The 24,784-nt window shown below is 76.6% G+C and carries 7 protein-coding genes; 1 reads left to right on the forward strand and 6 read right to left on the reverse strand.

Features of this window, described 5'->3' with window-relative positions; translation table 11 throughout:
* Positions 1-191 precede the first annotated feature (191 nt).
* The gene (locus ACGFI2_RS23145; RefSeq protein WP_393520554.1) at positions 192-737 is read left to right on the forward strand and encodes a winged helix-turn-helix domain-containing protein; all 546 of its coding nucleotides are present in this window, start codon (positions 192-194) and stop codon (positions 735-737) included.
* A 70-nt stretch (positions 738-807) separates the two neighbouring features.
* Here the strand turns inward: ACGFI2_RS23145 and ACGFI2_RS23150 are convergent, their stop codons facing one another.
* The 6 genes from ACGFI2_RS23150 to ACGFI2_RS23175 are packed head-to-tail and all read right to left on the reverse strand — an operon-like array spanning position 808 to position 24,541.
* Positions 808-1,980, reverse strand: a complete 1,173-nt coding sequence (locus ACGFI2_RS23150; protein WP_393520556.1) for a trans-sulfuration enzyme family protein — start codon at positions 1,978-1,980, stop codon at positions 808-810.
* Positions 1,977-7,310 (reverse strand): amino acid adenylation domain-containing protein, encoded by a 5,334-nt coding sequence (locus ACGFI2_RS23155; RefSeq protein WP_393520558.1) that lies wholly within the window; start codon positions 7,308-7,310, stop codon positions 1,977-1,979. Before ACGFI2_RS23155 ends, ACGFI2_RS23150 begins: the two co-directional genes overlap by 4 nt.
* Positions 7,307-8,326, reverse strand: coding sequence for a TauD/TfdA family dioxygenase (locus ACGFI2_RS23160; protein WP_393520560.1), 1,020 nt, complete (start codon positions 8,324-8,326; stop codon positions 7,307-7,309). Before ACGFI2_RS23160 ends, ACGFI2_RS23155 begins: the two co-directional genes overlap by 4 nt.
* A complete protein-coding gene (locus tag ACGFI2_RS23165) occupies positions 8,323-9,366 on the reverse strand; it encodes a TauD/TfdA family dioxygenase (protein ID WP_393520562.1) in 1,044 nt (347 codons plus the stop codon). Before ACGFI2_RS23165 ends, ACGFI2_RS23160 begins: the two co-directional genes overlap by 4 nt.
* A complete protein-coding gene (locus ACGFI2_RS23170; RefSeq protein ID WP_393520564.1) occupies positions 9,363-12,554 on the reverse strand; it encodes an amino acid adenylation domain-containing protein in 3,192 nt (1,063 codons plus the stop codon). The genes ACGFI2_RS23165 and ACGFI2_RS23170 overlap by 4 nt, the downstream gene beginning before the upstream one ends.
* A complete protein-coding gene (locus ACGFI2_RS23175) occupies positions 12,551-24,541 on the reverse strand; it encodes an amino acid adenylation domain-containing protein (RefSeq protein WP_393520566.1) in 11,991 nt (3,996 codons plus the stop codon). Before ACGFI2_RS23175 ends, ACGFI2_RS23170 begins: the two co-directional genes overlap by 4 nt.
* Positions 24,542-24,784: the final 243 nt, after the last annotated feature.

Here is a 24,784-nt window from a genome sequence, read left to right on the forward strand (position 1 = left end):
CCCGACTGGTCACACCGGTTTGAAACGAACCCCCCAGGCCCCCTAGGCGCCGTGCGGGTCTACGCCGGTCACCTGTGTGGACACTATGATCGACAGCAGAGGGCGATCAATGACCGTACGTGAGCAACTTGTCACCAACAGGTCCTTGGATCGTTGGCCCAGTTGACAGTCATTGTCACGGTGGGGGCGCGGTGACACAGGACGACACGAACGCGACGCCCGCCGACACCGACCCGGCGGAGCACCCGTTCTCGCTGGTCATCGGCGTGACGCCGTCACCGGCCGAGCGGCTGCGGCTCACCGAGCTGCTGGACGGCGTGGCGCCGTTGCTGCTGGTCGCCGACCTGGACGAGCTACGCGAGCTGATCGCCCCCGGTGAGCACGTCAGGCGGGTGCCCCCGCCCGACGCGCCCGGGCCGGCGGCCGACGGCGCGTTGGTGATCGACGCGGCCCGGTCCACCGCCCGCTGGGGAGACCGGGAGGTCGCCCTCACCCGGCTGGAACGCGACCTGCTGACCTGCCTGACCACCGAGCCGGTGCGGGTGTGGAGCTATGCCGAGCTGCACCGCGCGGTCTGGCACGACACGCCGACCCAGCGCCGCGCCGACGTGCAGTCCCTGGCCAAGCGGCTGCGCCGCAAGCTCGACGAGCTGGGCACCGGGGTCACGGTCGTCGCGGTACGCGGCGTCGGGCTGCGGCTGACCGACCACCGCCGACCGAGGGTGCGCGGCGGCTGACGCCCGTCCCGCCCGCAGGCGACTCCATCCGGCCCAGGAGGAGGAGCGCGGCGACGAGGCGCCCCGATCGTCAGGCCGGCACCCCCTCCAGCGCGGTGAGGAAGTCGGCCACCAGGTCGACGGTGTCCTCGATGCCGGTGGAGACGCGCACCAGGCCCTCGCCGATCCCGGTCGCGGCGAGCTGCCCGGCGTCCACGATCCCGGCCCACATCGAGCGCGGGTGCACCACGAGCGTGCTGACGCTGCCGAGGCTGGCCGCCCGCTTGGCCAGGCGCAGCCCGCCCAGCAGCGCCGCCGCGCCGTCCCGGCCGGCGGCCAGCTCGACGCCGAGCACCCCACCGAACCCGGTCATCTGCCGCCGGGCCAGCGCGTGCTGGGGGTGCGAGGGCAGCCCGGGGTAGCGGACCCGGGCCACCGCCGGATGATCCTCCAGCGCCTCGGCCAGGGCGAGCGCGTTGGTGTTGTGCCGCTCCACCCGCAGCGGCAGCGTCCGCAGGCCGCGCAGCAGCAGCCAGGCGTCCACCGGGCCGAGCGTGGCGCCGATGACGATCGCGGTGCGCCACACCCGCTCGACCAGCTCCGCGCCGCCGGCCACCACCCCGGCGGACACGTCGGAGTGCCCGCCGAGGAACTTCGTGCCGCTGTGCCAGACCAGGTCCGCGCCGGCGGCGAGCGGACGCTGGTTGACCGGCGTGGCGAACGTGTTGTCCACCACGACGAGCGCGCCGGCCGCGTGCGCCGACGCCACCACGGCGGCCAGGTCGGTCAGCTCCAGCAGCGGGTTGCTCGGCGTCTCCACCAGCACCAGCCGGGTCTCCGGCCGCAGCGCCCGGGCGAACGCGTCCGCGTCGGTCTGGTCGACCTGGGTGCAGGCGACACCGAAGCGCGGCAGCAGCCCGGTGGCCAGCGAGGTGGTGCCGCCGTACGTGCTGCGCTGCACCACCACGTGGTCGCCGGCGGCGAGCAGGGCCAGCGCGACGGTGCTGATCGCGCCCATCCCGGACGCGGTGACCAGCCCGGTTTCCGCACCCTCCAGCTCGGCGACCACGGCGGCCACCTGCGCGTGGTTCGGGTTGCCGTACCTGGTGTAGAACGCGCTGCCGCGCGCCTCGGTGGCGATCTCGGTGAACCGCTCGTCGGACTCGGCGCTGAACGTGGCGCTCTGCACGATCGGCGGCGCGACCGCCCCGCCGGGGACCAGGCCGTCGTCGCCGTGCACCGCGGCGGTGCCGAACCCGGTCATCCGCGGGCCACCCGGTCCACAAGCGCCCGGTAGCTGCCCAGCGCGGTGAACTCCGGCAACGTCAGGTCGCTGCCGTGGCGCTGGCGCAGCACGGTGACCAGCCGCAGCGCGCGCAGCGAGTCACCGCCGGCGGCGAGGAAGCCGGTCGCCGGGTCGCGCGGCGCGGTGCCCAGCACCTCCTGCCAGGCCGCCGCCACCCGGTCCGCCCACTGTGCTCGTTCGTCCCCACCGAGCGCAGTGGACGGACCGGCCGCCGACTCCGGTCCGGTGATCGGCGGCAGTGGCGCGTCCGGGTCGGCGGCCAGCAACCGGCGGAAGCCGTCGGCCAGCGCGTCCACCCGGTCGGCCGGGACGTGCCGGTGGTCGTACTGGACCATCAGCCCGAGTCGCCCGGCGTCCAGCTCGGCGTCGACGGCGAGGCTGAACGCCACGTCCACGGTGACGCCCCGGCTGTCCACGACGCGGCTGCCCTCGCCGGCCGGACGCGGCGGGAAGTGCGTCCAGTTGAAGAAGTGGTCGAAGCGTGGACCCGCGCCGCCGGCCCGGACGATCTCGGCGAGCGGGAAGCGGTGACGCCCCATCAGCTCCCGCTCGGCCCGCCACGCCTCGACCGCCAGCTCGGCCACCGACCGGCTGCCCAGCGCGACCCGCACCGGCAGCGTGTTGAGGAACAACCCGAGCGTGGCGGCGCTGCCCTCGCCCTCCGGCCGTCCGCCGACCACCAGGCCGCTGACCACGTCGTCCCGGCCGGCCAGCTCGCCGATCAGCCGCAGGTGCACGGCGAACAACCAGGACTTGACCGGCACCCCGGCGGCGCGGGCGACAGCGGCCACCCGCTCGGTGGTACCGGCCCGCAGCGGCACCCGCTGGGTGGTGGTGGTCCTCGGCTGCGCGCCGCCGACCAGCAACGGTGGCGCGGCGCCGGCCCCGTCCAGCCAGAACCGGCGGGTCGCCGGGTCGGCCAGGGCCGCCCGCTCGGCCGCCACGTACTCCCGGAACGGCAGCCCGGCGTCGGCGTCCGCGGCCGTGCCGGCCCGCTCCCGGTCGTACCCGGCGAGCAGGTCGGCCAGGAACAGGTGCAGGCTCCAGCCGTCGAGCACGGCGTGGTGCTCGGCCACCAGCAGCGTGAAACCGTCGCCGCCGGTGCGGACCGCGTGCAGGCGCAGCAGCGGCGGCCGGGCCCAGTCGAACGGGCGGCGGCGCTCCTCGGCGACCAGCGCGTCGATCCGGGCCCGCCGGGCCGGCGCGTCGAGGCCGGTCAGGTCCGTCACCGGCAGGTCCACCGGCACCCGCGCGTGCACGAGCTGCAACGGCTCGGCGTACGTGCCGAGCGCGAAGCCGGTCCGCAGCACCGGATGCGCGTCCACCAGGACGGCCAGCGCACGGCGCAGCGCGGCCGCGTCCAGCGGCGCGGCCACCTCGTGCGCGGTGACGTTGTGGTAGACGGCCGGATCGCCGGTCAGCTCGCCGTGGTAGACCATGCCGAGCTGGAGCGCGGTCATCGGGTACGCGTCGGCCAGCCCGTCCGGCAACAGCTCCCGGTCGGCGGCCCCGATCAGCGAGAACCGGCCGTCCCGCGCGGCCGGTTCGGGCGCCACGCCGTCCAGCGTGATCCGGCCGTGTGCCACCAGGTCCCGGATGGTCTGGTGGGTGAAGATGTCGTTGAGCTGGAACGACAGCCCTCGCTTCTGCGCCGCGACCTGCATCTGGATGCTGCGGATGGAGTCGCCGCCGAGCGCGAAGAAGCTGTCCGTGACGCCGAACGTGGCCACGCCGAGCACCTCGCGCCACGCCTCGACCAGGATCTCCTCGGCCCGGTTGGCCGGCGTCACCGCCGGGTCGCCGGCCGGTCGCTCCGGCCGCGGCGCGGGCAACGCCGCCCGGTCGAGCTTGCCGTTGCGGGTCAGCGGCAGCTCGTCGAGGACCACCACCGCGGCCGGCACCAGGTGCGCCGGCAGCCGCTCGGCGAGCCACTCCCGAGGTGGCGCGACGGATCCGGCCGCGGGCGTCGCGTCCACGACCTCACCCGCGGCGGCGGCGTAGTCCGGGCGGACCGCGTGCAGGGTGTGCCGGTCGGTGCCGGCCAGCAGGTCGTCCTGGCGGGTGACCACGGTGAAGCCGCGTGCCTCCAGCAGCGCCACCAGCTCGGCCAGCCGACCGGCGGTGGCGGTGCCGGGCGCGTCGTGCACCTCCATGGCGACCTGCGCGACAAGCGGCCAGTGCCGGTCGGCCAGCCCGGCCAGCACGTCCGCCTCGGCGCGCTGCACGTCGATCTTCAGCAGGTCGATCCGGGTCGGCGCCAGCTCGTCCAGCACCGCCGACAGCGGCCGCACCGGCACGGTCAGCTCCCGGCCGGCGAAGCGCTCGGCGAGCAGTTCGTCGGCCCGGTCGAGCAGCACGTCCCGCTCGCCGGCGCCGGCGTCGCGCTCGTTGGCCAGGTACCGCTTGATCACGCCGATCTCGGCGTCCCGGTCGGCGTACGCGGCGTGGCCGGACATCATCGAATAGCCCGGGTAGTAGGTGAACGAGACCTCGCCGGGCTCCCGCGCCAGCCCGTGCGCGTGCACCGTGGCCGGCACGCCGAACTCGGCGACGTTGCGACGCAGCGCCTCGACCACGGCCGGCACCGGCTCGAACGCGTGGATCGTCGCGTCCGGACAGAGCTGGTGCACGAAGAGCGAGAACATGCCGATGTTCGCGCCCACGTCCAGCACTGTCGCGCCGGGGCGCAGCACGATCCCGTCGCGCAGGTAGACCCGCTGCCCGAAGATCTCGTCGTAGAGGTAGCGGGTCTCGTGCGGGTTGATCCCGGTCACCCGGCCCAGGTCGAGCGCGGTGCCGGCGCGGGGCCGGACGTAGGCGACCAGCCGGTCGCCGTACCCGTCGTCGTCGCGGGCGACCACGGCGGCGTCGGCCACCTCCGGGTGGCCGCGCAGCACGGCGGCGACCTCGCCCGGCTCCACCCGGAAGCCGTGGATCTTCACCTGGTCGTCGAGCCGGCCCACGTAGCGCAGCCGCCGCTCGGCGTCGAAGCGGACCCGGTCGCCGGTGCGGTAGACGCGCTCGACGCCGCCGTCGGGCAGCGGCAGCTCCACGAACCGGCGGGCGGTGGCCTCCTCGTCGCCCGGGTAGCCGTCGGCGAGCTGCGGACCGGCCACGCACAGCTCCCCGGCCACGCCCGGCGGGACCGGGCGCAGCCGCTCGTCGAGCACCCGGACCGCGACGCCTGGCAGCGGCCGGCCGATCGTCGGCGGGTCCCCGGCGCGGATCTCCGCGACGGTGCTGTCCACCGTGCACTCGGTCGGGCCGTACAGGTTCACCGCGCGCACGCCCGGCAGCGCCGCCAGCTCGGTCCACAGGTCGTCGCCGACCGCCTCGCCGCCGAGCAGCAGCAGCCCGGGCAGCCGGGCGTCACCCGCACCGGCGAGCAGGATCCGCGACTGCGACGGGGTCAGGTCGAGCACGTCCACCCGGTGCTCGGCGAGCGTGGCGGCGAGCGCGGTGCCGTCCCGGCGCACGTCCTCCGGCACCAGGAAGAGGCCGCGCCCGTGAGCGAGCTGCACGAGCTGCTTCACCGAGGCGTCGAACGTCAGCGGCGCGTTCACGGCCACCCGCAGGCCGGCCGGGCTGCCCGCGTACACGGTCGCCTCCAGCGCGCCGGTCAGGTGCGCGGCGGCGGCGTGCGACACCCGCACCGGCCGGGGCGTGCCGGTCGAGCCGGAGGTGAAGATGACATACGCCGCGTCGGTCGGCGCCGGCGCCGCCGGCGGCGGGCCACCGGCCGCGACCAGCTCGTCGACGGACACGGTGGCCGGCCCGCCGACGCCGACCACGCACCGCGCGTCGACCGCGCGCAGCTGCGCGGCCAGGCGCGGCGCCGGGGCGTCCGGGTCGAGCGGCACGAACACCGCGCCGGCCCGCAGCACGCCGAGGAACGCCACCACCGTGTCCCGGGAGCGGGCCGCGAGCACGCCCACCGGCGCGCCGGCCAGGCCGCGCGCGGCCAGCGCCGCGGCCACCCGCGCCGCCCGCCGGTCCAGCTCCTCGACGGGGTACGCGCCGTCGGCCGCCACCACCGCCGCCACGCCCCGGCCCATCCCGGCCAGGCCCGCGTCGAGCAGGTCGACGAGGGTACGCGTCGACGCCGCGCCCCGGACCCCGCCGGCCTCGGACAGCCAGCGGGCCTCCCCGGCGCCGAGCACGGCCAGCGGGGCGTCCCCGGCGAGCGCGTCCGGCAGGCTGCGCAGCACCGCCACCAGCGAGTCGAGCAGCCACTGCCCGCCGCTGACCCGGAGCGTGATCTCGCCCTCGCCGATGCCGGTGCCGTCGCTGTCGCTGGTGCCGGTGCCGGTGCCGGTGCCGGTGCCGGTGAGCACGGTGAGCCGGGGGCCGGTCGGCGGCGGCGGGACGGGCACGTCGGCGGTCGCCGCGCCCAGGGCGGCGAGGGTGTCCGGCGCGACCGCCGGCTGCACCGCGAACCCGGCGACCGCGCCGGCCGTCTCGTCGACCGGGTCGACCAGGTGGAACGTCTCGTCGGCGGTGGCCTCCGCGGCGCGTACCGCGGCCAGCAGCTCGGCCGGTGCGGACGGCAGCGGCAGGGCCAGCCGGAACGGGCCGTAGCCGCCCAGCGGGCCGACCACGGCGGCGGTGCCCTCGGCCCGCCGGCCGTCGTGCCAGCGGGCCAGCACCAGATCCGCGTCCTCGGCCCCGTCGGGCGCCTCGGCCCGGCGGGCGACCGCGAGCGCCCAGGCGGCCAGCAGCACCGTTCCGGTGGCGCAGCCGGCGGCCTCGGCGATCCCGGCCAGGTCGGCGGCGGGCAGCGTGGCGGTGACCACCGCCCCCGGGTCGTCCCCGTGCGGCTCGACCAGCCGGGCGGCCGGCGCGACCGGCGCGGGCGCCGGGGCCTGGTCCCGCTCCTCCACCTGCCACTCGGTGACGTCGAGGAACTGCAACGCCTCCTCGTCGGCCGGCGGCAGGTCGCCCGCGTACGCCCGGGCCAGGTCGGCCAGGACGAGGCGCAGGCTGGCCGGGTCGGCGATCAACGGGGTGGCGGCCAGCTCCAGCGCGTCGTCGGTGAGCGTCACCGACAGCTCGCCCTGCGCGCCGACGGTGACCGTCCGGTCGTCGTCCACGTCCTGCAACGGCACCCGCAGGCCGGGGTGGTGCACCAGGGTCAGCCGCAGCGCCTCGTGCCGGGCCACCACCGCGTCGACGGCGGCCTGCAACCGGGCCCGGTCGAGCGGCCGGTCCAGCCGCACCCGGGCCCGGGCCAGGTCCTGCTTACCGGCCCAGGCCAGCCGCTGGACCGGGGACAGACGGTATCCGTTCACCACACACTCCGGTTGACGTAGAGGTCGGACATGGCGACCAGGATCTGCCGGTCGCCGGTGAAGGGTTCCCGGCCGTGGGTGGCCAGGAAATTGTCCACCACCAGCACGTCGCCGCGCCGCCAGGACACGGAGATCGCGTGCTGCCGGTACAGCTCACGGATGCCGCCGACCACCTCGTCGGGGATCGGCTCACCGTCGCCGTGGTAGGCGTTGCGGGGCAGCCCCTCCGGGCCGTACTCGCGTCTCAGCGCGCCGGCCACCTCGGGCGGCATGTTGGACACGTGGAACAGGTGAGCGTGGTTGAACCACACCGTCTCCCCGGTACGCGGGTGGGTGGCCGTCGCCTGCCGCCGCGCCACGGTCCGCAGGCCGTCCGCGCCCAGCCAGGTGAACTCGGTCGCCGAGGCGGCGCAGTACGCCTCCACCTCCGCCCGGTCGGTGGTCTGGAACGCCTCCTGCCAGGGCAGGTCCAGGTGCGGGCCGTAGTTGCGCACGTAACGGACGCCGTCGCGGTCGAACCGGTCCCGCACCTCCGCCGGGATCAGCGGGGTGATCACCCGCTCGGCGGCGAGCGGGGTCGCGCCACCGCTGCCGGTGGCCGGCTGCGCGCAGTGGAAGTAGAGGTGCGTCGGCCAGTTGTGCGAGTACGACATCTCGTGGTGCAGCGGAATCCACTGGGCGGCGTTGAACTCGGTGGAGGTGAAGACCCGGTCGGCCACCTCGTGCCGGGGCGCGGCCCGCTCCAGGTAGCCGAGCAGCTCCGGGCCGACCGCCCGGGCCGCCCGGCCGAAGTCGTCCGCGCTGCGCACGTCGAAGCCGCGGAAGAACACCGCGGCGTGCCGGTCCAGGTCGGCCAGCAGCTCGGCCCGCCGCCCGGCGAGCCAGCCGGCCAGGTCGAGGTCGGGCACGGCGGCCTCGACCAGCAGCACGAACCCGTCCGGGCCGAGCGTACGGCGGGTCACCGGCTCGGTGGCGGTGCCGCCGGTGGCACGGCGGCGCGGTCCGGGGGCGCTCACGCCGCACCACCTTCCGTGCCCAGCTCGGGGGCGGCGACCGGGTCGGCCATCGCGGTGAGGATCCGTCGGGGCGGGGTGAACGGCTCCCGGGCGTGCGCCGCGAGCATGTTCTCCACCAGCAGCACGTCCCCCTGACGCCAGTCGAACGAGCGGGTCTCCGCGGCGTACGCGGCGCGCAGCTCGGCCAGCACCTCGTCCGGGATGGGCGTGCCGTCGCCGTACCCGGTCTGGTAGGGCAGGTCCTCCTCGGCCAGCGCGGCCCGCAGCCCGGCGCTGACGTCCGCCGGCAGCGAGGTGACGTGGAAGAACAACGCGTGGTTGAACCAGGTGCGTTCCCCGGTGACCGGGTGTCGCCGCACCGCCGGGCGGACCTGCCGGGTGCGCAACTGCGTCTCGCCCACCCACTCCACGTCGATCATCGCGCGCCCGCAGTACGCCTCGACCTCGGCGCGGGAGTCGGTCTGGAACGCGGTCTGCCAGGACAGGCTGATGCCGGGCAGGTAGTTGCGCCGGTAGAGCACGCCCCGCCGCTCGAACCCGTCGACCGTCTCCGGGCGCAACCGGGCCAGCACCCGGCGGCTGTCCGCAAGCGGCGTACGCCCACCGGCGGCCGGCGCCACCTCGCAGTGGAACACGATGCGCAGCGGCCAGGTGACCGTGTACGACTGCTCGTTGTGCAGCACGATCGGCTGGTCGGCCGGGTGCTCGGTGGAGGTGTAGACGCCCTCGGTGACCCGGCTGCGCGGCGAGGACCGCTCGCCGTAGGACAGCACGTCGCCGGAGAGCGCCGCCATCACGGTGCGGAAGTCGTCGGCGCCGGCCACCGCGAAGCCGCGGAACAGCACCGCGCCGGCGCGGCGGGCCAGCTCGTCCACCTCGTCGCGGTGACCGGCCAGCCAGCCGGCCAGGTCCACGTCGGGCACGGTGGCGCGCACCAGCGCCGGCAGCGGGCCGCCGGGCCAGTCCGGTCGTACGTCCACCAGGTTCCGTTCCCGGCCGCGGCGGGGGACGGGCCGCGCGACCCGGATCTGATCGGTCATCTCTCACTCCCAGCGGTGTCGACGCAGTCGGCCAGACTGCGCCGGGGGTCGGCGGCGGCGGTGCGCAGCAGCGCGGTGAGGCGGCGGTGCCACGCCACCACCGTGTCGTGGTCGAACAGGTCGGTGCGGTAGGTCCAGAGCGCGTCCAGCGCGTCCCGCCGGTCGTCCAGCCAGAGCGTCAGGTCGAGGCGGGCCGCGTCCGGGCTCAGCTCGACGCCGGCGAACTCGCCACCGGCGGCGCTGCGATGCCGGGCCGGCGGGGCGTTCTGCACCCCGAACGCGACCTGGACCAGCGGGTTGCGGTCCGGCTGGCGGGCCGGGCGCAGCCGCTCCACCAGCAGGTCGAACGGGACGTCCTGGCGGGCGGCGGCGAACAGCGTGACCCGCCGCGCCTCGGCGAGCAGGTCGGCGAACGTCCGGTCCGGGGCCGGGCGCAGTCGCAGCGGCAGGGTGTTGACGTGGCAGCCGACGCCGCGTTCGGCGGCCACGCTGGTGCGCCCGGCGAAGGCGACGCCGACCAGCAGGTCGTCCCGGCCGGCGGCGGCGCCGAGCAGCGCGGCGAACGCGGCCAGTCCGACCATGTGCAGGCTGGCGCGGCGGGCACGGGCCAGCTCCCGTACCGCCGTCGCGGTCGCCGGGTCCACCGTGGTCCGCAGCGCGGCCCCGCGCCGGGTGTTAGGAGGGGGCCCCTCCTCTACCGCAGGCGTTGAGCGGGGGCCCCTCCTCAACTCCAGGAGGTGGGGGGCGCCGCGCAGCTCGCGCAGCAGCTCGTCGGTCGCGCGCCGGCCGGCCGGGGAGGCCAGCCAGGCCCGCTGCGCGGCGGCGAGGACGGCCGGCCCGGGCGCCGGCTCGGTGGGCGTGTCCGGGTCGTCGTAGGCGTCGGCGAGGTCCCGCACCAGCACCCCGAACGACCAGTCGTCGGCGACCGCGTGGTGCACGACCAGCAGCAGCGCCTCCGCCCGGCCCTCGCCGTCGGGCAGCAGGCAGGCGCGCAGCAGCGGCCCGGACGCCAGATCCATCGGGCGTGCCGTGGCCTCGGCGGTCAGCCGGGCGAGCCGGGCGTCGAGCGAGGCGCCCGGTTCGGGTGGCGCGACGACGAGGCTCGGCCGGGCGTCCGGCCGGACCACCTGCGCCGGCCCGTCCGGGCCGGTGGGGAACACGGTGCGCAGCGCGGGATGCCGGTCGACCACCAGGTGCAGCGCCCGGACCAGCCGGTCCCCGTCCACCGGCACGGCGAAGCGGACCGCGAACGCCAGCAGGTAGGACGTGTCGGCCGGGTCGAGCCGGTGCAGGAACCAGAACCGCCGCTGCGCCGCGGAGAGCGGCGCCGGCCCGTCACCGGCCGGCGTCGGCCCGGTGTCGCCCGCCTCGTCCGAGGCCGGCCCGGTGTCGCCCGCCCCGTCCGCCCCGTCCGGGGTGGACGGCGCGTCGAGGTGGGCGGCGAGCGCGGCGACGGTCGGGTGGGCGAACAGGTCGCCGGGGCGGAGCCGGCGGCCGGTGGCGGCGGTCAGCCGGGTGGCGCAGCGAACGGCGAGCAGCGAGTCGCCGCCGAGCGCGAGGAAGTCGTCGTCCGGGCCGGTGACCGGCACGCCGAGCAGCTCCCGCCAGACCGCCGCCACCAGGGCGCCGGTCGCGCCGAGCGGGTCCGAGCCGGAGCCGGAGGTCGAGCCGAACGCCGGCGCGGGCAGGGCCGCGCGGTCCACCTTGCCGTTGGGCAGCGTGGGCAGCCGGTCCAGCCAGACCACGGTCGCCGGCACCAGCGGCGCCGGCAGCACCTCGGCCAGCCGGGCCCGGACGTCGTCCCGCCGTTCCCCGGTCAGGTAACCGACCAGCAGCGGGTCCCCGCTCGGGCCGGGCCGGACCGCGGCGGTCGCCTCCCGTACGCCGGGCAGGGCGGCGAGCCGGGCCGCCACCTCGCCCAGCTCGATCCGGTAGCCGCGCAGTTTCACCTGGTCGTCCAGCCGGCCCAGATAGGCCAGTTGCCCGTCCGGGCGCAGCCGGACCCGGTCGCCGGTGCGGTACATCCGCTCGCCGGGCCGGAACGGGTCCGGCCGGAAGCGGGCCTCGGTCTCCGCCGGCCGGTCCAGGTAGCCGCGGGCCAGCCCGGCGCCGGCCAGGTACAGCTCGCCGGACTCGCCGGGCGGGACCGGCCGGCCGTCCGGGTCGAGCACGTACGCCCGGGTGCCCGGCAGCGGCCGGCCGATCGGCGGGTCACCGTCGTCCGGCGGCACCTCGGCCCAGGTCGAGTACGTGGTGTCCTCGGACGGGCCGTACAGGTTGCACAGCCGGCGCACGTGCGGACGCGCCCACACCCGGGCGGCCAGCGCGGCGGTCAGCGGCTCACCGGCGAGGCAGACCGTGCGGACGCCCGGCGGCAGCGCCCCGGCGGTGAGCAGCTCGCCCATCGCGGCCGGCACGGTGTTGACAAGCGTGACCGGCAGCCGGTCCGCGCCGGGCGCGGCCAGCGCCAGCACGTCGTCGACCAGCAGCACCCGGCCGCCCCAGGCGAGCGGCCCGAAGATCTCGAACACGGACAGGTCGAAGCAGACCGAGGTGGCCGCGAGCATCCCGCCCAGCTCGGTGTCGTCGAAGGTCTGCCGCACCCAGCGGAGCAGCACCGACGCCGAGCGGTGCTCGATCGCCACGCCCTTGGGACGCCCGGTGGAGCCGGAGGTGTAGATGACGTACGCCAGGTCGTCCGGGGTGGCCGGCGCCGCCGGGTCGGTGTCGTACCCGACCGGGTCGAGCCGGTCCACCAGCACGGTCGGGCCGCTGAACCGGCCGGCGAGGTCGGCGGTGGTCAGCACCAGCCGCGCCCCCGAGTCGGCGGTCATGAACGCCACCCGGGCCGCCGGGTACGCCGGGTCCAGCGGCACGTACGCGGCACCGGTCTTGAGCACGGCGAGCAGCGCGACCACCAGGTCGGGCGTACGCGGCAGGCAGACGCCGACCCGGTCGGCGCGCGCGACGCCGGCGGCGAGCAGCACCCGGGCCAGCCGGTTCGCCGCCCGGTCGAGGTCCCGGTAGGAGAGCGCGGTGTCGCCGTGCCGGACCGCCTCCGCGTCCGGGGTCCGGGCGGCCTGCCCGGCGACCATCCGGTGCAGGCAGTCCACGGTGGCCGGAGCGGTGTCGGCGCGGCGGGCGGCGACGCGGCGGGTCGGGCCGGCGGGCCGGGCGGGCGCGCTCACCGGGGACCACCCCCGGCGGCGGCCGCGAGGCGCCGGTCCGCCTCCTCCTGGATGCGGTCCTTGTCGGCGAGGACGACGCGGCCCGGGTCGTTGTCCGGCAGCTCGTCCTCAAGCCGCCGGATCCGCCGGTGCGCGATGCCGCCGGCGGCGAGCGCCAGTGCGCAGAGCCCGGCCAGGACCGCGGCGAGCGCCATGCCGCGTCCCGGCCCGGTGCCGACCAGTCCGGCGAGCGGGCCGCCGGGCCGGGCCAGCGGGGCGAGCACGTGCTCGGCGAGCGGGCCGGCGCTGAGGAAGCCGGCCGGCACCATCAGCCAGGACAGCATCTGCGCCATGGCGAGCACCCGGCCCTGGAGTTCCAGCCCCACCTTGGCCTGCACGATGGCCAGCCAGTGCGTGTTCACCAACGCGGTGGCCAGGCCCATGCCGAACAGGCCGAGCGCCGGGAACAGCGGGTCCGGCCGCAACCCGACGGTGAGCAGCGAGACGCCGAGCAGCACGACGCCGGCCAGGATGCCTGTGGTCCGCCGGGCGGTGCCGCCCCAGACGCCCATCAGCACCGACCCGACGACCATGCCGACGCCGCTGGCGGCCAGCACCCGGCCGAGCACCGCCGGGTCGCCGAAGGAGAGCGTGAGTGGGGTGACCAGCACCTCGACCAGGGCGAAGAAGTAGTTCAGCGACGCGACCAGGACGACCAGGGCGACCAGCCCGTGCCGCCGGACGATGAACCGCCAGCCGCCCAGCACCTCGCGCCGGAACGGCTCCTCCCGCCGCACGAAGAGGGTGTCCGGGAAGCGGACCGACAGCGTCACGGTCACCGCCACCGCGAACGTGACCAGGTCGATCACCACGATCCCGCGCAGCCCGACCGCGAGCACCAGCGCGCCGCCGACCAGCGGGGCCAGCACGGTGCTGGTGGCGGTGCCGAGCGAGACGATGCCGTTGGCCCGCCCGTAGTAGCGCTTCGGCACCAGTTGGGTCACCGCCGCCTGGTAGGCGGGCTGCTGGAACGCGGTGGCCACGGCGGTGACGGTGATCGCGGTGAGGATGTGCCACAGGTGGAGCTGACCCAGCCAGAGCAGCAGCGCCAGGCTCACCGTGCCGGTGGCGGCCAGGCAGTCGGCGAGCACCATGATCCGGCGGCGGTCCCACCGGTCGGCCAGCGCGCCGGCGATCGGTGACAGCACCACGGCCGGCAGCAACGCGAGCACGGTGGCGGTGGCGAACAGCGACACCGAGCCGGTCCGCTGGTAGACCCACAGCCCCATGCCGAACGCGGTCAGCCCGCTGCCGACCAGCGAGACCAGTTGGCCGACCGCGACCAGGTAGAACACCGCCAGGCTGGGCGTCGCGCGTCGCGCCGGCCGCCGGGACGCGACGGCCGCCGCGGGCGCGGTCCCCGGAGCGGTCCGGGCCGCCTCGTCCGGCTGCGCCGGCGCGGGTACGGCGGTGTGCTCGTCCGGCTGCGCCGACGCGGGTACGGCGGTGTGCCGGTCCGGTTCCGCCGGCGCGGAGGCGCAGTGCGCCAGGATGATCCCGGCCAGCTCGGCCGGCTGGTGCTTGGCGAAGTAGTGCCCGGCGCCGTCGATGACCTCCAGCGACACCCGGTCGGCGAAGAACTCCCACTCCAGGTAGCGCTCCTGGTACAGCTCGGTGGCCCGGTCACCGCCGCCCACCACGCAGACCAGCGGCGCGGACAGCTTGCGGGGCAGCCCCCGCGCGTAGACGTCGGTGTAGTAGTCCTCGCCCCGGGCCGAGTCGGCCAGGACCACCCGCATCACGAAGTCCTTCTCGCGGGCGTCGAAGACCTCGGTGAAGAAACCCATCGCGCGCAGCGACTCCAGCGTGCGCCGCTTCGACGCCCAGCGCTCCACCGGGAACCACCGGCGCAGCCAGCCGAACACCCGGCCGGGCAGCCGGGGCGCGGGGAAGTGCGCGCCGATCACCACGCCGGTCACCTCGACGCCGGCCGCCTCCAGCCGGCGGGCCAGCTCCACCGCCTCGGCGCCGCCCACGCAGTGCCCGTACACCGCCACCGGGCCGGTGACCTGTTCGACCACCTCGGCCACGCAGCGGTCCACCAACTCGTCCAGGTCGAGCATCGGCTCGTCCGGGCGGTTCAGGTCGTGCCCGGGGCGTTCCAGGGCGTAGAGCGACACCCCGGCCGGCAGGGCGTCCGCGAGCGGCTGGAAGGTGATCGCGGAGCCGCCGCCGAACGGTACGCAGAGCAGCGTCAGCGTGGCAGGTGTGCCGGGCCGGTCCGGGGTCAGCTCGTGCAGCAGCCGGCCGGCCGAGCCGCCGGTGGCGTCCAGGTGCTCGGTCAGCGCCCGGATGGTCGGGTGGCGGAACAGGTCGAGCACGCTGATCGCCGGGTCGCTGCCGGCCAGCGCCTTGATCGCCCGGAACGAGTCGCCGCCCAGGTCGAAGAAGTCGTCGTCGATGCCGACCCGGTCGTAGCCGAGCACCTCCGCCCAGCGTCGGGCCAGCGCCGCCCGCAGCGGGGTGTCCGGCTCGCCGGCGCCGGCCGCGGCGCGGTCACGGCGGGGCGCGGGCAGGGCCGCCCGGTCGACCTTGCCGTTGGCGTTCAGCGGCATCCGGTTCAGCGGCACGAACGCCGACGGCACCATGTAGTCCGGCAGCCAGGTGCGGGCGTACGCCCGCCACGGCGCCGGGTCGGCGGCGAAGTCGGCGGTCAGCTCGCTCCCGGCGTCGGGCTCGGGCCCGCCGGCCAGGGTCAGGTAGGCCACCACGGACTTCTCGCCCGCGTCCTCGCGGACCACCACGGCGGCGTCGCGGACCGCGTCGTGCCGGCGCAGCACCGCCTCGATCTCGCCCAGCTCGATCCGGAACCCGCGCACCTTCACCTGCGAGTCGCCCCGCCCGAGGAACTCGATCCGGCCGTCGGCCAGTCGGCGGCCGAGGTCGCCGGTGCGGTAGAGCCGACCGCCGCCGCCGCCGTGCGGGTCGGGCACGAAGCGCGCGGCGGTCAGCGCCGGGTCGCCGTGGTAGTCCCGGGCCAACCCCGGCCCGCCCAGGTGGATCTCGCCGAGCACGCCGACCGGGACCGGGTGCGACGCCGCGTCGAGCACGTGCGCCCGCATGTTGCCGATCGGCCGGCCGATCGTCGGCCGGGTGTCGTCCGGGGTGATCCGGTCCATGGTGGCCCAGACCGCGGCCTCGGTCGGGCCGTAGAGGTTCCACAGCGCGTCGACCCGGCCGGCCAGTTGCCGGGCCAGCGGCGCGGGCACCGCCTCGCCGCCGCAGACCGCGGTGAGCCCGGGAGTGCCGGTCCACCCCGACTCGATCAGCAGCCGCCAGGTCGTCGGCGTGCCCTGGGCCAGCGTGACCCGCTCGGCGGCGAGCAGCGCGGCCAGCCGGGACGCGTCGTAGGCGACGTCGCGGTCCACCAGCAGCATCCGGGCGCCCACCACCAGCGGCAGGAACAGCTCCGGCACGGACATGTCGAAGGCGAAGCTGGCCATCGCCAGCATGGTGCCGTCGCGGGTCAGGCCGGGCCGGTCGCGCATCGCGGCGAGCGTGTTGACCACCGCGCCGTGGGTGACCCGGACGCCCTTGGGCCGGCCGGTCGAGCCGGAGGTGTAGATCAGGTACGCCAGGTGGTCCGGCCCGGCCGACGGCGCGGGCGCGGTGTCCGGCTCCCCGGCCGCGCCCGGCGGCACCACCGTGCCGTCGAAGCCGGCGAACCGGTCGGCCAGCCCCGGGTCGGTGACCAGCACCGGGGCGCCGCTGTGCGCCAGCACGTAGCGCTGCCGCTCGACCGGGTACTCCGGGTCCACCGGGACGTACGCCCCGCCGGCCTTCAGCACGCCGAGCAGCGCGACCGGCAGGTCGGGCGAGCGGGGCAGGCAGACCGCGACCGGCACGTCCGGGCCGACGCCGGCCCGGCGCAGCCGGTGCGCGAGCCGGTTGGCGCGGGCGTCCAGCGTGGCGTAGTCGAGCGTGGTCGGGCCGAACGTCACGGCCGGCCGGTCGGGGTTCGCCGCCACCTGGTGGGCGAAGAGGTCGACGAGTGTCGGCGCCCGGTCGGGCGGGGTGTCCCAGCCGGCCGGCGTGGCGGTGTCGTTCCACTCGGCGTGCCGGGCGCGCTCGGCGGCGGTGAGCAGCGGCAGCGCCGCCAGTCGGGCGCCCGGGTCGGCGACCGCGGCGGCGAGCAGCGTCTCCAGGTGGCCGACCATCCGCTCGGCGGTCGCCGCGTCGAACAGCGCGGTGTTGTACTCCAGCCGGAACCGCAGCCCCTCGGCCACCTCGTAGGCGTACAGCGCCAGGTCCTGCTGCGCGATGCCCGGCTCGACCGCGAACGGGGTCATCCGTACCCCGGCCGCGTCCACGTCCCGCTGCTCGGGCACGTTGAGCAGGTTGAACATCACCTGGAACAGCGGGTTGCGGCTCAGGTCGCGGGGCGCGTCGACCAGATCCACCAGCCGCTCGAACGGCACCTCCTGGTGGTCGTACGCGTCCAGCGCGGTGCGCCGGACCCGACCGAGCAGCTCGGCGAACGTCCAGTCCCCGTCCAGCACGGTCCGCATCGGCAGCATGGTGACGAAGAAGCCGACCATCGGCTCCAGCTCGGCGCGCACCCGGCCGGCCACCGGCGTGCCGACGCAGACGTCCCGCTGGCCGGTCCAGCGGAAGAGCAACGTCTGCCACGCGGCCAGCAACGTCATCGCCAGCGTGGCGCCGTGGTCCTGGCTGAACCGGCGCAACGCGTCGGCGGCCGGTCGGGGCAGGACCAGCGTGCGGACCGCGCCGTCGAACGTCTGCACCGGCGGGCGTGGCCGGTCGGTGGGCACCTCCAGGGCGGCGGGCACCCCGGCGAGCTGCGCACGCCAGTACGCCAGGTCCGGGCTGTCCCTCTCGGCCAGCCGGCCGCGCTGCCAGCGCGCGTAGTCGCCGTACTGGACGGCCAGCTCGGGCAGCGGGTCGGCGCGTCCCTCCCGCGCGGCGGCGTAGAGCGTGGCCACCTCGCGGGCCACCACGCCCAGCGACCAGCCGTCGGAAACCGCGTGGTGCATGGTCAGCGACAGCACGTGCCGGTCGTCGGCGACGCGCAGCAGCACGGCCCGGAACAGCGGCCCGGCGGCCAGGTCGAACGGGCGCCGCACGTCGGCGGCGAGCGCGGCGTGCACCCACCCGGGCACCGCCCCGGCCACCGCCGGCTCGACGATGCTCACCGGCGCGGCCGGGTCCGGGTCCGCCGGGGCGGTCCGCACCGGCAGCTCCACCGGCCCGGCCGGGAGCACCCGCTGGACCGGGTCGCCGTCCGGGCCGAGTGGGAACACGGTGCGCAGCGCCTCGTGCCGCCGCACCAGCCCGGCCAGCGCGGTGCGCAGCGCGTCCTCCTCGAGCGCGCCGTCGAGCAGCAGCGTGGTGCCGACGGTGTAGGCGTTCTGCGCGTACGCCTGGTCGAGGAACCACAGGCGGTGCTGGCCGGAGGAGAGTGGTGCCGGGCCGGCGTCCGGCGCGGCGCGGGCGATGCGGTCCCCGGCGGGCGGATCCGTCGCGAGCGGCGCGGCCCGGTCGACGTCGACGGGTGTGGGCAGCGCCGCCGCCAGCGCGGCGACGGTGGGCCGGGCGAAGACCGTCTCCAGCGGCACCGCGACGCCGAGACGGGCACGCAGCCGCACCACCACCTGGGTGGCGAGCAGCGAGTGCCCGCCCAGCTCGAAGAAGTCGTCGAGCGCGCCGATCGGCCGGATGCCGAGCAGTTCCGCCCAGACCTCCGCCACCGCCTCCTGCGCCGCCCCGCCCGGCGCCACGTACGCGCTGCTCAACTCCGGCCGGTTCCCCCCACCCTCCGCGCGCCCCTCCGCGCGCTGATCGGCGCGCTGATGCACGGAAAGCGTGGCCATCCCGCCCGGAATGCCGACGCTTTCCGGGAACGAGGCCCGGGCGTCGGGGGTGGGGGTGGGGGTGGGGGCGATCCAGTGGCGGTGCCGTTCGAACGGGTAGCTGGGCAGCGGGAGCCGCCGGTCGCCGTCGCCGTGGAACCGGTCCACGTCGACCGGGACGCCGGCCAGCCAGAGCCGCCCCACCGCGTCGAGCAGCGTCGTCAGGTCGTCGGCGTCGGCGCGGGGGTGGCGCATCGCCGCCACCGCGTGGGCCGGGCGCAGCCCGGCGAGCCGGGCCAGGCCGCCGAGCGCGTGCCCGGGGCCCAGCTCGACCAGGGCCGCCTCCTGCTCGGCGAGGAGCGCGGCCGACTCGGCGAACCGGACCGGCTCCCGCAGGTGCCGGACCCAGTACGCCGGATCGGTGACCAGGCCCGGGGTGACCGGACCGCCGGTCAGGTTGCTCAGGTAGGGACGCTCGGGTTCGGCGTAGTCGACCTCGGCGGCGTGCGCCGCGAACTCGTCCAGGACCGGATCGAGCAGCGCGGAGTGGTAGCCGCGGGCCACCCGCAGCGGCCGGCAGTCGACCCCGTCGGCGGCCAGCCGGTCCCGCAGCCGGCCGACCGCCGCCGGGTCGCCGGAGACCACGCACAGCTCCGGGGCGTTCACCGCGGCCAGCGACAGCCCGTCGTCGAGCCGCGCGGTCACCGCCGTCTCGGGCAGCCCCACCGCGAGCATCGCCCCGGCCGGCGTCCGCGCCACCAGCTCGCCGCGCACCCGCACCAGGCGCAGCGCGTCGGCGAGGGAGAAGACGCCGGCCAGGCAGGCGGCCACGTACTCGCCGAGGCTGTGCCCGACCATCAGGTCCGGGGTGACGCCCCGGGCCAGCAACGTGCGGGCCAGCGCGTATTCCGTGACGAAGAGCGCGGGCTGCACCAGGGCGGGGCGGTCGAGCAGCCGTTCCGCCGCCGGGTACCCGCCGGGCGCCGGGTCGAGCACGGCGCGCAGGTCCCGTCCCAGGTCGGCGCCGAGCAGTGCGGCGCACTCGTCCACCACGGCCCGGTAGGTCGGCTCGGACCGGTGGAGCCCGGCGCCCATCGCCACGTGCTGGGCGCCGTGCCCGGGGAAGGCGAACACCAGCGTCCGCCGGCCCCCCGGGTGGCTACCGGTGAACCGGCGCGCCGGGGTGTCCAGGGCGGACACCGCGTCGGCGCGGTCCGCCGCCACCACGTACCGCCGGTGGGTCATCGGCTGCCGGCGGCCCAGCGCCGCCGCGACGTCCGCGAGCGCCACCTCCGGGTGGGCGTCGAGGTGGTCGCGGAGCTGCCCGGTGGCGCGCTCCAGCGCGGCCGGGGTACGCGCCGACACCACCAGCAGCCGTGGTCCGGGCGCGGTCGGGACCGGCGGCCGGGCCGGCGCCGCCGGCGGCTCCTCCAGCACCACGTGCGCGTTCGTGCCGCCCATGCCGAACGAGCTGACCCCGGCCCGGCGCGGACCGTCGGCCGCCCACGGGGCGGCGGCGCGGTCGAGCCGGAACGGGCCGGCCGTGACGTCGATCGCCGGGTGCGGCCGGTCCACGTTGACGGTCGGCGGCAGGGTGCGGGTCCACAGCGCCATCACGGTCTTGATCAGGCCGGCCACGCCGGCCGCCGCGTCGGTGTGCCCGATGTTGGCCTTGACCGAGCCGAGCGCGCAGAAGCCCCGCGCGTCGGTGCCGCGCCGGAACGCCTCGGTCAGCGCGGCCACCTCGATCGGGTCGCCCAGGCTGGTGCCGGTGCCGTGCGCCTCCACGTAGCCCACCGAGCGAGGGCTCACCCCGGCGGTGGCCAACGCCCGGCTGATCACCTCGACCTGCCCGGCGACACCGGGCGCGGTGTAGCCGGTGCGGCGCGCCCCGTCGTTGTTGATCGCCGAGCCGCGGATCACCGCGTAGACCGTGTCGCCGTCGGCGAGCGCGTCGGCCAGCCGCTTGAGCACCACCACGCCCACGCCGCTGGACTCGATGCTGCCGCGCGCGTCGGCGCTGAACGGCCGGCAGTGCCCGTCGGGGGAGTAGATGCCGCCGTCGTGCCAGAGGTACCCGCGGCGCTGGGCGGGGAAGACGCTGACGCCGCCGGCCAGCACCACGTCGGACTCCCCGGTCAGCAGGCTCTGCCGGCCGAGGTGCACGGCCACCAGCGAGGTCGAGCAGGCGGTGGCCACGGTGACCGCGGGACCGGTCAGGTCGAGCTGGTAGGCGATGCGGCTGAGCAGGAAGTCCTTGTCGTTGCCGAGCGAGATCTGGTGCTCGCTGAGCCCGCCGGTCAGCTCCGGGTGGCCGTTGAGGTGGTCGAGCAGGTAGGAGCTGCGGCCCGAGCCGGCGAACAGACCGACCCGGCCCCGATGGCGGGACGGGTCGTGACCGGCGTGCTCCAGCGCGTGCCAGGCGCACTCCAGCAGCAGCCGGTGCTGCGGGTCCAGCGTCTCCGCCTCGCGCGGGGTGAAGCCGAAGAAGGCCGCGTCGAACTCGTCGATGCCGGGCAGGAACGTGCCGGCCCGCACGTACGCCGGGTCGTCGATCCGGGCCGGGTCCGCGCCGTCGGCGAGCATCTCCTCGACGCTGAACTCATGGACCGACTCCACCCCGTCGCGGATGTTCGCCCAGAACTCGTCCACCGTGCGGGCGCCCGGGAACCGGCAGGCCATGCCCACCACGGCGACCGGCCCGTCGGCCGGGCCGGCGGTCGGGGTCGGCCGCGTGACGGGCGGGGCCTGCGGGGCCGGCCGCGGGTCCGCGCCGGTCGCCGTGACGCCGACGAGGTACGCGGCGAGCGACTCAGGCGTGGGGTGGCGGAACAGGTCGGTGGCGGTCAGCACGTCACCGAGTCGGGCACGTAGCCGGTCGAGCACGACCAGCAGCCGCATCGAGTGCCCGCCGAGGTCGAAGAAGCTGTCCCGGGGACCGACCTCGTCGACGCCCAGCACCTCCCGCCACACCTGGGCGACCAGCCGCTCCAGGCGTACCCGTTCGGCGTCCCACCGTCCCGGCGTGGCGGCGGCGCGGAGGCCGTCCGGTCCCGGGGTGGCGGGCGGGTGTCCGTCCGGTCCCGGGACGGCGGGCGGGTGTCCGTCCGGGTCCGGGGTGGCGGTGGCGGGGCCGTCCAGGCTCGACGTGTCGCGGCGGGCGGCCTGCGGGCCCGGCGCGGGCAGCGCGTCCGGGTCGACCTTGCCGTTGCCGGTCAGCGGCAGCGCGTCGAGCCGCACGAACGCGGCCGGCACCAGCCAGGACGGCAGCTCGGCGGCGAGCGTGGCGGGCAGCTCCGCCGGGTCCGCGCCGTCGCCGGCCAGGTAGGCCACCAGGCGCGGGTCGGCCGGGTCGTCGTGGCGGAGCTGGACGGTCACGTCGGCCCTCGGCCGCTGCCGCCGGATCGCCGCCTCGATCTCGCCGCACTCGATCCGGTAGCCGCGCACCTTGACCTGCCGGTCGGTGCGGCCCAGGTATTCCAGGTCCCCGTCCGGGCGGCGGCGCGCCAGGTCGCCGGTGCGGTACAGGCGCGCTCCGGGCACGCCGGAGAACGGGTCGGGCCGGAACCGCTCGGCGGTGCGGCCCGGCTGCCCCAGGTAGCCGCGCGCCACCCCGGCGCCACCGACGTACAACTCGCCGACCACGCCCACCGGCACCGGGTTGCCCCACCCGTCGAGCAGGTGGAGCGCGGTGTTGGCGATCGGCCGGCCGATCGGCACCGAACCGCCGGCCGGGGTGTCCGGCTCCACCTCGTACGCGGCGCAGCCCACCACGGTCTCGGTCGGGCCGTACTCGTTGACCAGCGCGGTCTCCGGCGCGTGCGCCCGCCACGGCGCGATCTGGTCGGCGCGCAGGTTCTCGCCGCCGATGACGAAGCACCGGGTGCGCCCGGCCAGCTCGTCCGGGCGGAGCTGGTGCGTGACCAGCTCCAACTGGGCTGGGGTGATCTTGACCAGGCCGAACGGGGTGGCGGTGTCGCGCAGCGCCTCGCCCAGCGCGGCCGGGCCGAGGTGCTCGCCGATCATCCGGACCGTGGCGCCGGCGGCCAGCGGCACCAGCAGGCTCGTCACGGTCAGGTCGAACCCGACCGACGAGTGCAGCGGGACCACGTCGCCGGCGCGTAGCCGGTAGGACTGGGTGGCCCAGCGCACGTAGTTGGCGACTCCCCGGTGGGTGACCATCACGCCCTTCGGGCGGCCGGTCGACCCGGAGGTGTGGATGACGTACGCCAGGTCGTCCGCGGTGGGCGCGGGCCGGCGGCGCGGTCGCCGTCGCGGCCCGCCGGCGCGCGCCGGCTCCACCACCGTGGCCGGGGTGTCCGGCCCCGGCACCAGCAGCGCCGCGTCCCCGGGCACCAGGTGCGCCAGCTCGGCGCAGGTGAGCACGACCCGGGCGGAGGTGTCGTCGATCAGGTGCCGCAGCCGGGCCGGCGGGTTCGCCGGGTCCAACGGGACGTAGCCCGCGCCGGCCCGCAGCACCGCCAGCACCGCCACGGTGAATCCGACCGCACGGGGCAGCAGCACCCCGACCAGGCCGCCGACGCCGACCCCCCGCGCGCGCAGCGTCTCCGCAAGCGCCTCGGCCCGGGCATGCAGCTCCCGGTAGCTCAGCGCGGCCACGTCGTCGGTCACCGCCACCCCGTCGGGGGTACGCCGGGCCTGCTCCTCGATCAGCGCGTGGACCAGCTCGTCCGGCTCGGCCGGCGTGGCGGTGCGGTTCCACTCGCCGACCAGCCGCCGGTGCTCGGCGGCGGTGAGCATCGCGGCCGAGCCCACCGGCGCGCCCGGGGCGGCCAGCAGCGAGGCCAGCAGCGTCTGGAAGTGCCCGGCGAGGCGGGTCATCGTGTCGGCGTCGAACAGGTCGGTGCGGTACTCCAGCACGGTCCGCAGACCCCGGTCGTTCTCCCGGACGGCGACCGTGAGGTCGAACTTGGCGGTGTCGACCGGCACCTCGACGGCGCTCACCTGGAGGCCGTCCAGGCGGGGCGGGTCGGCCTCGCGGCCGTACACGAACATCACCTGGAACAGCGGGTCGAAACCGGCCCGGCGGGCCGGTCGCAGCGTCTCCAGCACCGTCGAGAAGGGAAGCTCCTCCCGGCTCAGGGCGTCGAGCACGGCACCGCGCACCCGCTCCAGCAGCGTGCCGAAGGACGGGTCGTCGTCCAGCCGGGCCCGGATCGCGACGGTGTTGAGCAGCAGGCCGACGAGCTGCCGCGTCTCCGGACCGCGTCGGCCGGCCACCGGCGTGCCCACCACGACGTCCCGCGCGCCGGTCCACCGGGCCAGCAGCACGTGCAGCACCGCCAGCAGCACCATGTACGGCGACACCCGCGCCTGCCGGTAGCACGCGGCCAGCGCCTCGGCGGGCACCTCCAGCGGCACGGTGAGGGTGGCGCCCGCGCCGGACGGCACCGCCGGGCGTGGTCCCCGGGTGGGCAGGTCGAGCGCCGCGGGCGCGCCCGCGAGCTGCTCCCGCCAGTGGTCGAGCTGGGCCGACGCCTCCGCCCCGGCGAGCCAGTCCCGTTGCCGGATCGCGTGGTCGCGGCAGTCACCGGCCACCGGGTCGAGCACGGCCGGCCGTCCCGCGCGGTGGGCCGCGTAGAGCCGTTCCCACTCCTCGTGCAGGATGCCCAGCGACCACTCGTCGATCGCGACGTGGTGGATCGTCAGCAGGAGCACGTGCTCCTCCGGCGCGCACCGCACCAGCTCGGCCCGGAGCACCGGCCCGCGGACCAGGTCGAGCGGGTCGCTGGCGGCGGCGCGCAACCGGGCCCGCACCTCCCGGTCGCGCTGCCAGCTCGGCAGGCCGCTGAGGTCGTGCACCCGCAGCAGCCCCGGGCGCGGCTCGTGGACCACCTGGACCAGGTCGTCGCCGTCGCCGCCCGGTCCGGGCGCGAGCGTGGTGCGCAGCGCGGCGTGCCGGGCCACCAGGTCGTCGAGCGTCGCGGCGAGCGCCGGCACGTCGAGCGGGCCGTGCAGCCGGTAGGCCAGCGGCACCAGGTAGCCGGCCGAGCCCGGGTCGAGTCGGTCCAGTTGCCACATCTGGCGCTGCGCGGCGGTGGCCGGCGCGGAGCGGCCGGAGTCGGGTCGCGCCGGTGGGGCGGGCACCGGTCGCCGGGTCCGCAGGACGTCCGTCATCGCCTCCGCCTTAGATGGCTGCCCCGGCGGCGGCGGCCCGTGCGGGGACACGCCGGACACGCGGTCGGCCGAGTCGAGGAAAAAAATCTAGGCCCCTCAATGGGGACCGGGCTCATCATGTCACTGCGGATCCGCGTCGGCGGATCCCCGGATCGTGCCTGACATGGATGCGTTCCGGCGGCCCGCGCGACACGTTCGGCCAATTCTCGGAGGCCGGTAAGAAATGCGATTGCGGTCCGCCTG

The sequence above is a fragment of the Micromonospora sp. NPDC049282 genome, from assembly GCF_043197045.1.
Lineage (GTDB): Bacteria > Actinomycetota > Actinomycetes > Mycobacteriales > Micromonosporaceae > Micromonospora.